At 49.0% G+C, this 13,076-nt stretch carries 12 protein-coding genes; all 12 read right to left on the reverse strand.

The features are described 5' to 3' along the window. Positions 1–5: 5 nt before the first annotated feature. Genes murB through mraZ form a run of 12 tightly spaced genes read right to left on the reverse strand, consistent with a single transcriptional unit; the run spans position 6 to position 12,856 of the window. A complete protein-coding gene (gene murB / locus HUU58_08605; GenBank protein ID NUN45729.1) occupies positions 6–935 on the reverse strand; it encodes a UDP-N-acetylmuramate dehydrogenase in 930 nt (309 codons plus the stop codon). Then, entirely contained in the window at positions 932–2,293 is a 1,362-nt protein-coding gene (locus HUU58_08610; protein NUN45730.1) for a UDP-N-acetylmuramate--L-alanine ligase, read from the reverse strand. Before HUU58_08610 ends, murB begins: the two co-directional genes overlap by 4 nt. Beyond that, positions 2,290–3,402 (reverse strand): undecaprenyldiphospho-muramoylpentapeptide beta-N-acetylglucosaminyltransferase, encoded by a 1,113-nt coding sequence (gene murG / locus HUU58_08615; GenBank protein NUN45731.1) that lies wholly within the window; start codon positions 3,400–3,402, stop codon positions 2,290–2,292. The genes HUU58_08610 and murG overlap by 4 nt, the downstream gene beginning before the upstream one ends. Further along, positions 3,402–4,691, reverse strand: a complete 1,290-nt coding sequence (ftsW, locus tag HUU58_08620) for a putative lipid II flippase FtsW (protein NUN45732.1) — start codon at positions 4,689–4,691, stop codon at positions 3,402–3,404. Before ftsW ends, murG begins: the two co-directional genes overlap by 1 nt. A gap of 3 nt (positions 4,692–4,694) precedes the next feature. Then, complete coding sequence (locus HUU58_08625; GenBank protein NUN45733.1) at positions 4,695–6,047, reverse strand: UDP-N-acetylmuramoyl-L-alanine--D-glutamate ligase; 1,353 nt, start codon at positions 6,045–6,047, stop codon at positions 4,695–4,697. A 4-nt stretch (positions 6,048–6,051) separates the two neighbouring features. Beyond that, a complete protein-coding gene (locus HUU58_08630; GenBank protein ID NUN45734.1) occupies positions 6,052–7,158 on the reverse strand; it encodes a phospho-N-acetylmuramoyl-pentapeptide-transferase in 1,107 nt (368 codons plus the stop codon). Between the two features lie 11 nt (positions 7,159–7,169). Then, entirely contained in the window at positions 7,170–8,537 is a 1,368-nt protein-coding gene (locus HUU58_08635; GenBank protein NUN45735.1) for a UDP-N-acetylmuramoyl-tripeptide--D-alanyl-D-alanine ligase, read from the reverse strand. A 6-nt stretch (positions 8,538–8,543) separates the two neighbouring features. Beyond that, the gene (locus HUU58_08640; GenBank protein NUN45736.1) at positions 8,544–8,732 is read right to left on the reverse strand and encodes a hypothetical protein; all 189 of its coding nucleotides are present in this window, start codon (positions 8,730–8,732) and stop codon (positions 8,544–8,546) included. Between the two features lie 16 nt (positions 8,733–8,748). Next, positions 8,749–10,923, reverse strand: a complete 2,175-nt coding sequence (locus HUU58_08645) for a PASTA domain-containing protein (protein ID NUN45737.1) — start codon at positions 10,921–10,923, stop codon at positions 8,749–8,751. After that, positions 10,913–11,464: a cell division protein FtsL gene (gene ftsL / locus HUU58_08650; protein ID NUN45738.1), complete on the reverse strand. Its 552-nt coding sequence runs from the start codon at positions 11,462–11,464 to the stop codon at positions 10,913–10,915. The genes HUU58_08645 and ftsL overlap by 11 nt, the downstream gene beginning before the upstream one ends. A 27-nt stretch (positions 11,465–11,491) precedes the next feature. After that, positions 11,492–12,415 carry a 16S rRNA (cytosine(1402)-N(4))-methyltransferase RsmH gene (gene rsmH, locus HUU58_08655; protein NUN45739.1) on the reverse strand — a complete coding sequence of 308 codons (924 nt, stop codon included), beginning with the start codon at positions 12,413–12,415 and terminating at the stop codon, positions 11,492–11,494. Between the two features lie 3 nt (positions 12,416–12,418). Then, entirely contained in the window at positions 12,419–12,856 is a 438-nt protein-coding gene (mraZ, locus tag HUU58_08660; protein ID NUN45740.1) for a division/cell wall cluster transcriptional repressor MraZ, read from the reverse strand. Between the last annotated feature and the right edge of the window lie 220 nt (positions 12,857–13,076).

The following is a 13,076-nucleotide window of genomic DNA, read 5'->3' on the forward strand; positions in this document are numbered from 1 at the left end:
CGCCGTTAATCCGTAATCCCGTCTAATTCTTCGTGATTAAATCCGACAAACTTAACTTCCGTTTCCAGACGAATACCATTGCGCTGTGCAATCGTTTGTCGAATGTGTTTAATAATTTCGAGAACATCGGCAGCTTTCGCTTTGCCTTCATTGACTATAAAATTGGCATGTTTTTCCGATACACTTGCCCCGCCGATTCGAAACCCTTTGAGCCCGGCTTCTTCGATCAATCGCGCCGCATGATGACCCGCCGGGTTTTTAAAAACACTGCCGCTGCTGGGCAAATTGATCGGCTGCGTCAGGCGCCTTTTCTCCATATATGCTTTTCGTTTTTCAGCCAACGCTTCTTTATCACCATACTCCAGAACCATCTTACCTGATACGATCACCGTGTCCGGCTTTTCCAATGTCTCGACATGACGGTACGCGTATCGAACATCCGATTTGCTGCGCGTGACTAAAACATTGTCTTCGAGAGTAGTTACCTCTGTCAGCACGTCAAACATTTCTTTGCCGTGGCAACCCGCATTCATCCGTATCGCGCCACCGACAGTTCCGGGAATCCCCGCAAACATTTCGATTCCTGCGAGTCCCTGACGTTCACACTCAAGCACCAGCTTGGGCATATATACACCTGCGCCGACGGTTACCTGTGTTTTTTCAAATTGTGTAAAAGAACATGCTTTTTCGAGATCTATCACGATCCCTGAAATACCGCGATCACTGACTAACAGATTACTGCCTTTGCCGTGCACAAAAAAACCGATGTTATTTTTTTTGCACATGCGCAGCAAATATTTGAGATCTTCTATATCATCCGGTTCGCACCATGCTATACATGGTCCACCGATTTTGTACCAAGTTTTATCCGAGAGTAAAACGTTTTCCGTCCAGCGTCCGCGAAATCCGGAACGCATATCCTCTGTCGTTTTCATACGCCGCGCACCATCTGACGCCCAATGTGCGTAATGTCCCCCGCACCCATCGTGATCACGATATCACCCGGTTTTGCCGCTTTACGAATGGCCTCTGATAGTTTGGCTTTATCGCCGACGAACGTGACATGCGCATGATTTTTTTTCGTTGTTTCGTACAATTTCTCTCCGGTGATGCCCGGTATCGGCATTTCACGCGCCGGATAAATTTCCGTCAGTATCACTTCGTTGGCTGCCGTAAATGCCGACGCAAAATCTTCAAAATAATCCCGTGTGCGCGAAAAAAGATGCGGTTGAAACACAGCGATGATTTTTCGTCCGCCGGCGCCGTCCCGCGCACCTTCAAGCGTTGCGCGTATTTCCGTCGGATGATGCGCATAATCATCAATAAAAAGAACTCCGTCTTTTTCCCCGAGCCGCTCAAATCGCCGTCCAGTCCCGCCAAACTTGGCCAGACTTTCAGCGATACGCGCTACAGGCACTTCGCACATCAAACCGGCTGCGATACACGCCAGTGCATTCTTAATATTGTGCGTGCCGCTCATCGGCAACATCATGCGTTCGATCTTTTTTGATTGTAAAAGAACATCAAAATGTAATTCGCAAAATTTTGTTTCGATATTTGCCGCGCGAAGATCAGCCGCTTCCGATAAACCGAAAGTCATCGTACGTTTACCGCACTGCCTTAGCACTTCCACGACGACCGGATCATCCGCATTGCCGATCACCGCACCCAAAAACGAAGTCTGTTTAGCAAACTGCGTAAACGCGCCCGTGATATCGTCCAGATCGCGGTAGATGTCAAGGTGATCCGATTCGATATTATTGATCACCGCGATATGCGAATGCAATTCTAAAAACGAGCGATCATATTCATCCGCTTCAACCACCACCCAAGCCGAGTCGGAAAGTTTAGCATTGGTGCCCAGCTGCCGGACTACACCGCCAATGAACATGGTCGGGTCCAATCCTGCATACTCCAGCATCATGCCGATCATGGCACTGGTCGTCGTTTTACCGTGCGTTCCGGCTACCGCGACTCCTTTTTTTCCGCGAAGAAATTCACCCAACAGCGCCGACCTTTTGATCATCGGAATATGCTTTCGCCTGGCTTCGATGATCTCGGGATTATCTTCATGCACGGCCGCGGTGTATACTACAAGATCGGCGTGCACTTGTTCCGCACGATGCCCTTCATAACACGTAACGCCTAATTTCTGAAGGTGCGCCGTTTGTTCATTGAAGGCCTTATCCGATCCGCTCACTTTATAACCCTGACGGAATACCACTTCGGCAAGTCCGCTCATGCCGATGCCGCCGATGCCGATGAAGTGAATATGTTGTATCGGTCGAATCACGCACGAACTCCTTCTAGACTAAACATGTGCCGTACAATGTTTTGTGCCGCATCCGGTTGGCGCAGTGCATAACTGGCTTCAGCCATCGCACGGCGATATGCTTGATCTTGCATCATCTTTCGCAACGCCGGTAAAAGTTGTTCATTCAGATCGGTTTGCAATAGCGTCATCGCCGCGCCGCGATCCGATAAGGAGCGGGCATTATATTCCTGATGATTGTCCGCCGCAAAAGGATACGGCACAAGTACGGCCGGCAAACCCATCATAGTGATCTCTGATAACGTCATGGCACCCGCCCGGCATAAAACTGTATCCGCCGCCGAATACGCGCCGATCATATTGTCAATGAAAGCATGTACCTGCACTTGCGAATAGGGTTTCATCGTATCCCGTACATTTTCATAATCCGGTTTTCCCGTTTGCCAAAGAACCTGTATGTTATCGTCTTGCAATAACGTATCCATGATTTTAAGTAATGCCGCATTTACCGCACGGGCGCCGAGGCTTCCGCCCAGTACAAGCAATGTGTTTCTTCCGCTGTCCAATCCCAACGCCGCACGGGCGGCCGCCATATCCTGACGGGCAAATCCTTTGCGCAAAGGGTTACCGCTCATCATAAGTTTGCGTTTGGGATCAAAAAACCGTTGCGCATCTTCGTACGTGAGATGAATCGCGTCAGCCCAACGCGCAAGACTCAGTGTCGTTCGGCCGGGACGGCTGTTTTGTTCCTGCAAAATTATTTTTTTACGAAACAGCGCCGCCAAAAGCACTATCGGCCCGGTCACGTAACCGCCGCATCCGATCACGACATGCGGGCGAAACGTCCACATCACGGTTATTGATTGAAGCAGCCCGAATAACACTTTGAACGGCATCACCAGATTTCTAAGAACATCGCGCGGATGCAAACTGCGTTGCACGCCGCTCATCACTATCGTTTTCAATCTAAATCCCGCAGCCGGAATGACGCGCTCTTCCAAACCGCGATTCGTACCGATAAACAAAATTTCCGTCTCCGGTTTTTGCGCCCGGATTTCTTCACCGATGGCCAGCGCTGGAAATACGTGTCCGCCGGTGCCACCGGCCGCTATGATCACACGCGACGCCATCAGGACATGTCCATACCGACGATATTGGTGCGAACGGCTTTTTTCGCCGGTGCTTTTTTTGTCGGTACCGGTGTCGTATCGGTCGAATATTCTTCCTCTTCGCCGATTTCACCGCCGACATTAAAATTTTCCGTGAATCGGCTTCGCATCGCATATTCCGGCGCCGTTGCTTTCATCGCTTCATCTTTGCTCACCGTTTGCGAAGAAATATTTAACAATACACCCACGAGAAAACAGGTGAAGAGCAACGAAGTACCGCCGTAGCTGATAAAGGGCATCGGTAAGCCCGTGGTCGGAAATACACCTACCGCCACACCCGCATTGACCAGTGCATACACGACAATGCTGATGATAATACCTGTCGCTAAATAAAAGCCGTACATATCGGGCGCTGTGCGTGCAGTTTTGATCGCACGGAAAAGAAAAACAATAAACAATCCGAGCACCAGTACAGCGCCGATGAACCCCATTTCTTCGCCGATGATCGAATAAATAAAATCCGTAAACGGTTCCGGCAAAAATAACAACTTCTGCTGACCTTGCCCTACGCCGACCCCCGTGAGCCCGCCATTGGCAAAACTGATGAGCGACTGTTTGATCTGATAACCGCTGCCTTGCATGTCAGCCGTCGGATCAAGGAAAGCCATCAATCGTGCGCGGCGATACGGACTGAGTATGACCGTCAGTAGCGCAACCGGAATCGCCACGGCCGCCATCATTCCCAAGTGTTTGATGTCCATGCCCCCGATAAAGAGCATCAGGATAACCATACCCATGACGACGGCAGCCGTACTGAAATTGGGCTGCAGAATAATCGCAACAGCAAATACGCCGGCCATGATGAGCGGCGGTAAAAGACCGTTTTGGAAATCACGAATGCGGTCGCCTTTGCTATCCATATAACCCGCGACATAAAACACGAGTGCGATTTTGGCTATTTCCGAAGGCTGAATACCGAACCCGCCGACTTGCAACCATCGGGCGGCTCCTTTGAGCTGACCGAGCGTGAGCACCACGGCACAAAGCACTCCCGCGATGAGAAGCATCATCATCGTGTGCCGTTTATAATTATGATAATCGTATTTGGCGGCAAACATCAGGATCACGATTCCCATCATCGCACGCAAAAACTGATTGACCAGAAAATGCGTACTGCTGCCAAATTTTTGTTCGGCAATCACATTGCTCGCACTGTACACCATCACGATGCCAAACAGCATCAGCGTCAGCACGATCAGAAAAAGCCCTTTATCAATGGTTTTGCGGGGCGTCAATGTTTCTGTAGTCATAATTTATTTCAAACCTTCCACGGCTACTTTAAACTGGCGGCCGCGATCTTCATAATTTTTGAACATATCATAACTGGCACAGGCCGGCGAAAGTAAAACAACATCACCGGGCGTGGCCGTCTGTTTAGAAATTTCCACCGCTTCTTGCATGGATGCGGCGCGCTGCACACGGGTCACGGCACCGAGATCACCGGCGATAATGTCCGCCGCTTGCCCGATCAGTACGAGGCTCTTCACCCGCGCTTCCACGAGCGCTTTCAAAGGTGTGTAAGGCGAACCTTTATGTTTTCCCCCGGCAATCAAAATTACTTTTTCTTTCTTAAAACTATCCAATGCGACATAGGTCGAATCCACGTTCGTAGCCTTGGAATCATTGTAATAGCGCACACCTGATTTTTCCGCGACAAATTCCAAACGATGTTCTACACCGCGAAATGATCGCAGTGTTTCGGCCATCACCGATGTCTTTACATCAAGTGCTTTTGCAGCCAAAACGGCTGCCATGGCATTGTACAGATTATGCCGGCCGATAATACCGATATCACCGGTGGCTATTACCGGTTCAGGTTTTCCATTTATTTTCATCATTAACATATCATTTTCTACGTACGCGCCGTTTTCCGGAATACTTTGTAACGAAAACGTCCATCGCTGCGCCTTCGAATCGTCGATCAGTTGCATGAGCGTCGCATCATCCTGATTAACCACCAGTACATCCGACGCTGTTTGATTTTTGATTATATTTTTTTTGGCTGCATAATAAGCCTCTACACCGCTGTACCGATCCAAATGATCGGGCGACAAATTGAGCATGATGCCGACTTGCGGATGAAATGATTCAAACCCTTCGGCTTGGAAGCTGCTCACTTCCACGACGGCTACACCGTCTTTGGGCAACGTCTCCGTGCAATCCGAAAGCGGCGTGCCGATATTACCTGCGACAAGTGTCGTACGACCGGCGTGTTTAAAAATCTCACCGATCAATGTTGTCGTCGTCGTTTTGCCATTACTGCCTGTGATCGCGACGATCGGCGCCGGGATCCACCACGATGCGATTTCCACTTCGCTATACACCGGGATATTCCGCGCATACAGTGTTTGCAGAACGGGAATGTCGGATGGCACGCCCGGACTCACGACAGCCCAATCGCAATCCGTCGCTCGTTCGGTGTGACCGCCAAACTCAGAGGCGATATGTTCGTTTTGTAAAAGAACTTTGGCTTCGTTTTTCTTTTCTTCCGAAGCGAATTCGCTGACAAAAACCGATGCACCTTTGTGCTTAAGCAAGCGGGCGGCGGCGATACCGCTGGACGCCGCGCCGATGACCGTTATTTTTTTTCCTTTCACATCCCGCATACGCTCAACGCACTTTAAATGTAGTCAACGTGAGCAGGGCACATAAAATAGCCATGATCCAAAACCGCGTCACCACTTTGGTTTCATGCCAACCTTTGAGTTCAAAATGATGGTGTAATGGTGCCATTAAAAAAATCCGGCGCCCTTCGCCGTATTTTTTCTTCGTGTATTTGAAGTACATCACCTGCGCAATGACGGAAATATTTTCTGCGACCAACACCGCGCCGATGATCGGCAAAAGCAATTCTTTTTTGATCAAAACAGCCAACGTACCGAGCGCACTGCCGATGGCCAAAGCGCCGGTATCGCCCATAAATACCTGAGCGGGATATGCGTTGTACCAAAGGAAACCCAAACCCGCGCCCACCATGGCCGTACAGAAAATCGTAAGTTCGCTCGCTTGCGGAATGTACAAGATATTAAGATAGTCGCTGAAGTTGACATTGCCCGTCACATAGCACATTACCGCAAAGGCCGTCATCGCGATCGAAACGACGCCGATCGAAAGGCCGTCCAACCCGTCCGTAAGATTGGTGGCGTTGGATGTCGCCGTAATTACAAATATCACCATCGGTATATAAAAATATCCAAAATCAAAATTGAGATCTTTGACAAAAGGTATCGTTGTCACCGTTGCAAAACGCTCAAACTCCGGTGTCATGATCATTACCAAACCGACGATCAATCCGAGAGAAATCTGGCCCGCCGTTTTATAGCGCGCAACGAGGCCTTTTTTCATTTTTTTAATCGCTTTGAGGTAATCATCAATAAAGCCTACCACACCCATCCACGCCGTTGCCAGCAATACGAGCAATACATACGTATTGGACAAATCCGCCCAAAGCATCGTCGGTATCAATGTGGATGCTAAAATGATCAGACCACCCATCGTCGGCGTGCCGGCCTTGGATAAATGCGACTGCGGTCCGTCGAGACGAATTTCCTCGCCGATCTGCATTTCGCGCAGTTTGCGAATGATAAACGGTCCGACAAAAAGACTGATGGCCAACGCCGTTACCGCCGCCATCGCCGAACGAAACGTGATGTAGCGGAAAAGATTGGAACCGGTAATCCCGGAATCCGCAAATATTTGATATAAAAAATAAAACATAAAATTTTTCGCTATGCTAAAATTGCCTGTACAATATCTTCCATTTTCATACCGCGCGAACCTTTTACTAAAACCACATCGCCGGGTTTCACGGCTTCTTTCAACATCTCTATCAATCGGGCTTTATCTTCAAAATAAAACTTGTTCTTCATACCTTGTGCACCGTTCATTGCATGGGCGGCCAACGGACCCGTGAGATACAACGCATCCACCTTTTTTTCTGCGGCATATGCGCCCATGTCGGTGTGTTCGCTATCCGCCATCGCCCCAAGTTCCAACATGTCCGCCAATACCGCGATTTTGCGCCCGGATGTTTTTATGCTCATCAGTGTGTCCATTGCCGCGCGCATGGAATTGGGATTTGCATTATAGGTATCATCCATCACGGTAATCCCGTTTTTCTCTTTAAAACTTACACGATTCGACGGTTGACGATACGCTTCTAAAGCTTGTACTATCGCTTCATCCGGCATCGGCATGTGTTTGGCCACCGCTACCGCTGCAAGAACGTTATATGCATGATGCAAACCCGGTACACCCAGCCGAATATGCATCACCGGTGATTTGTCTTCTTCGATACCCAGTGTGATGCATCCTTTGTCGCTGACCTCATGTATCGTTCCACGAAACTGCGCAGATTGCTTCATGCCGTACGTAACAAGATCGCCAGCCAATTCAGTTTGATCGCGTAAAAAAGGGTCGTCCGTATTTACAAACCGTACGCCATGATCAATCAAATGCCGGTACAATGCCGTTTTTGTTTCCGCTACGGCTTCGACGCTGCCAAAGCGTTCGATGTGCGCTTTACCGATATTGGTGACAATACCAAAATCGGGCCTTACGATACGACACAGCGTTTCGATATCACCCGGGCGATCCGCACCCATCTCAATAACCGCAACCTGCGTATCCGCTTCCAATTTCAAAAGTGTCAAAGGAACGCCGATTTCATTATTCAGGTTACCTTCGGTTGCTTGCGTGATAAATGTTTTGCTCATCACGGCTTTGAGCATTTCTTTGGTCGTTGTTTTTCCGTTGGAACCTGTAACGCCGATTACTTTGGCGCGGGATTTTTGGCGATGGTTCTCGGCCAGTCGTTGCAATGCATTCAGCGTATCTTGAACGATCACTAACGGCAACTTTTCCCAAGCCGACGCATAACGCGCAAAAGCCTCCGCCGTCACGACGCATACGATACCCCGCAACGCGACATCGCGGACAAATGCGTGCGCATCAAAGCGGGCACCTTGTAATGCAAAGAACATTTGGGATGTTTGTACATCCCGGCTATCCGTCGAAACGCCCGATGCCGACCACGTGTCTAAAATATTTCGGCATTCGCCGATGGCTTTCAGATCCGCCGGTGTGAATACGGGCATAACGAATTACTGATCCTTTTTGGGAAACAGTTTATAATTGGTTTCGTCAAAATATTCTTTGGAATGCACATCCAGTTTGTCGGGATTATTGCGAATATCCGACAACAACTCATTGTGTGAAAAAACACCGGGCTCAAACGTCTTAGGATCGAAATGGCGAAATCCCAATTCTTCTTTTTTCTTTTCAAAATCCATACGCCTCTCCCTTCACTTAGAGGTTGGGTTTGCACTGAATGATGACCGATTCACCGTTTTTGGCGACGGCGCCGGCACGCGGGTATTGAGCGATCACGTAACCGTTGCCTTTTATTTTAACATCAATTCCCGACTCATATAACTTATTCATCGCCATACGCATACTCAGGCCGCGCACGTCGGGGATTCGTTTCTTGCGAAAGTCCAACGTATCGGATTCACTGACCGTAACGGCATTTCCGGTCGTCAGCAAAAGAATGTTCTGTTTCAATTTCGGGTCGTATGTCCATTCTTGTGCCGTCACCATATCACCGGTTCCCGCGATACGAAATTCGAGATTCATACGATCCAACACATTTTTGGCTGCAGCGATATTGAGATATTTCACATCCGGTGCAGTCATCGCGGCGTCACCGGCTGTCGTATCCTGATCAAGATCCGCCAAAACACGATTGACGTGTTTGGCAAAATCATCCGACGAATTGATAATTTTTTCGAGAATCTGCCTGGTCGCATTCGCTGCGGAGGCTTCGCCCCAAATGCTTCGGCGCGGATTGTCCACCGTTACGATAAATGCAACCTGCGGATTTTGTACGGGAAAAAATCCCGCAAACGAAGCCACATAGGAATTCGGCGCATAACGTCCGGTATTCACATCAATTTTTTGGGCCGTTCCGGTTTTTCCGGCTACTTCGATACCTTTGATCGCCGCCCGATGACCAGTTCCGCCTTCGACGACTTCTTTGAGCATACGGCTGACACGCTGCATGGTCTCTTGCGAAGCCACCGTACGGATCAACTGCGTTTCATGTTCAGTTTGTGTTCGCTCCAGCGGATCGTACACACCTTTGATGATATAAGGTTTGTACAGCGTACCGCCGTTGGCTATCGCGCTGTACGCCGTCACCATCTGCAGCGGCGTCACCCCGATTTCCTGACCGATGGAAATCATCGGACGCGAAAGGCCCGACCATGTGCTGGGATGGCTCAGCAATCCGCGCGTTTCGCCTTCGAGATCTACGCCGGTTTCGTTGCCAAATCCGAACGCACGCACATATTGATAAAGTTTTTCCGAACCGATCAGATCGGTCGTTTTGATAATGCCGATATTGCTGGATTTCTGAACAACCTCGGTAAATGAAATCGTGCCATGCTTTTTAGTGTCGTGTATGACATGTCCGTACAATGTCATTTTTCCCCATTCGCAATTTATCCGGTCTTCCGGATTGCGCACTTTTTCTTCCAACGCCGCTACTGCAGAAAAGGCTTTGAATGCCGACCCGGGTTCATACAAATCCGTAATGGCGCGATTGCGCAGCAGCTCGGCATCAAACGTTTCCGGAGCATTGGGATCCAATCCGGGATAATTGACCATTGCAAGAATTTCGCCTGTTTGCGGAGACAACAGGACGGCTGTCGCGTTATCGGCGTTGTAGTCTTTGACGGTTTTTTCGAGTACCTGATAGGCGGCCATTTGATAATTCATATCCACCGTCAGCACCACATCTTTACCGTTGACGGGATCTTCGTGCGGGTAATCGGGATTGGGATACAAACGTCCGAGAGCATCGGCTTGTAAGATCGCCCAACCGTCTTTCCCGCCGAGCGTGGCCTGCTGATCCAGCTCAATACCGGCCGAACCTTCGTTATCAATATTCGTCATGCCGAGAAGCGCAGCGCCCGCTTTACCAAACGGATAGTGGCGCCGCAGAGATTGCAATTTGATCAATCCTTTGACCGAATCATTGACTTTTTCAGCTACCTGATCGTTGACGCGCCGCTCCAGCCAAACAAACGCACCGGGTTTGTTGAGTCGTTTTAAATATTCGTTCTTCGGTTTACCGAAAACGCGGGAAAAATTTTCCGCAACGCGCGCTTTGTCCTGTTCATTCATAAAACTCGGATCGGCGGCGAAGGAATAGTTGATCAGGTTGACGGCGATTTTCTGCATGTTGCGGTCATAGATTACACCGCGTTCGGCTTCCAACACCGCCCGGCGCTCATACTGCCGCTTGGCCATCGCCTCGTAGTCGCCGATATTGGCCACTTGTACAAAAAATAAGCGCCCCACGATGATCAGCGCAAACGCCACTAAGCCAAACGCCAAAATACGCAGACGCTCTACGCGCGTTTTTACAAAAGTCGCGTGATCTGTTTTAGGCTGGATTTTAGGTTCGGGTTTAGGGGTCATATTTTTTTGCTTCGGCATCCTGAAGCATTTTTTGTTTTTCTGTATCTAAAAAAATCACACCTGGTTTTTCTGTTGCCGGTTTCATTTTCAATTGCTCTTTGGCGATTTTGGCAATGCGTTCATAATTGGACAACCGCGTGATTTCGGCTTGTAAACTCTCATTAGCCTTTTGCGCCTCAAGCTGTTTGTCTTTGAGTTGTTCCAACATGAGCATTTCCTGACGTACCGTCACGGACATCCATACCCACACCAACATGAGTATAGCCACTACGACGAAAGCGAGAAACATCCGAAGCGGTGTGATACCTTTTTTGTTGGATGCCTCGACCGCCGCCGACGCTACTGTTTCTTGTACGGCCGGCTTGGTTTCAACGCGCACGGTTTCGGTTTCACGCGCAGATGATTTTACCGGCGCTTTGGAATACCGCGCGTAACGGTCTTCCGTTTTTGTGCGCTCCGTCGGCGAAACCGGTGTTTCCGTCGTTTTTTTCTTTCGGCCGGAAAAATCCACGCCGACAATATTTCCACTGTATGTTGACATGATATTTTATTTCAAAAAATATTTTTTCTATATCCGCTCCGCCACACGCAGTTTGACACTGCGCGCACGCGGATTTTGTTGTATTTCTTCGTCCGTCGCTTCATAAGGTTTTTTTGTAATGACTTTCAGTCGCGGCGTTTTGGGTTCGGACAGTTCGGGGTAGTGCGTATTGAGTATTTTATCCATCGCTTCATCTCTGAAGAAATCTTTGACGATACGATCTTCTAATGAATGGTAACTCATCACCACGATACGCCCGCCAGTCGCAAGTATCGCCGTCGCATCGGCTAATGCCTGACGCAGATTATTCAGTTCGTCATTGACCTCGATACGGATTGCCTGAAAAATGCGTGACAGCGTTTTATTGGCGTGACGCTCCGGTATGATGCGCCGTATCAAGTCTGCCAAATCTTTGGTCGTCTGAAGCGGGGCCGTCGTTCGCTGTTGTACGATCGTACGCGCGATACGCCGGGATTGCTGCTCTTCGCCGTAATGAAAAAAAATACGGGCGAGCTCTTGTTCAGAATATCCGTTGACTACGTCACGTGCCGTGAATGCGGCGTCATCGGCCATAGCCATCGTGAGCGGCGCTTCGAACCGATAGCTGAATCCTTTGTCGGACCAATCCAGCTGATGCGAAGAAACGCCAAGGTCAAGTAGGATGCCATTGATCTGTGTGATACCCCGAGCCGCTAACGCCGAACGCACATGACGAAAATTATCATTGATGAGCGTCGCGCGATCACCGTATTCCGCAAGGCGAATACCCGCCGCTTTTATGGCATCGCGATCCATGTCAAATGCGAACAAACGACAGGAATCGTTTTGCTGAAGAATAAAAGCGCTGTGCCCTCCGCCGCCCAGTGTACCGTCAACGTAGAACCCGTCGGGACGAATCTGAAGAAAATCAATACAGGATTGTAAAAGAACAGGTATGTGATAATCCGGCATGGATTAAAACTTTACAAATTTCGCGGCGGTCGTTTCGAGGTCAAACCCGTTGTGCGCCGTATCATACTGTTTGGGATTCCACGCTTCCATACGTTCGAGCGCGCCGATGATGACGATTTCCTTTTCGATCCCTGCAAATGAAAGTAGCGGTTGGGGAATGATCACACGGCCTTGTTTATCAAGTTCGCACTCTTGTGCAAAACCCATCAGCAAACGAACGAGTTTTCGCGCGTCGGAATCCATATTGGATAATTGACGCAACTCATCCTCACGGCGCAACCATTCCGAATATGGATACATGTAAATGCACTGTTCAAACCCGCGTGTAAGGATCACCGTATCTTTATCCTCGGGAACAAACGCGCTGCGCATCTTCGCCGGAATGTTGAAGCGGTTTTTGGAATCCAATATGTGGTTGTACGTGCCTTTAAACGAAGGCATACACTTTAAACCCTGTTATTCCTTAATAAACCTTTTTAACCCACTATAACCCACTTTCCTACTAAATTCAACTAAAACAAGCTCAATGTCAAGCGAATTTTTGTTATTTCTTACGCTCCGGATATTGACGCTTCGCAAAAAAATGTGACCTGCAATACAGACATTAAGAGTGGAATTTCTTTCTTTTCAAGGTTCCATGGCTAGACCTGTTAAGGGCATA

This window comes from bacterium (genome assembly GCA_013360215.1).
Classification (GTDB): domain Bacteria; phylum CLD3; class CLD3; order SB21; family SB21; genus JABWCP01.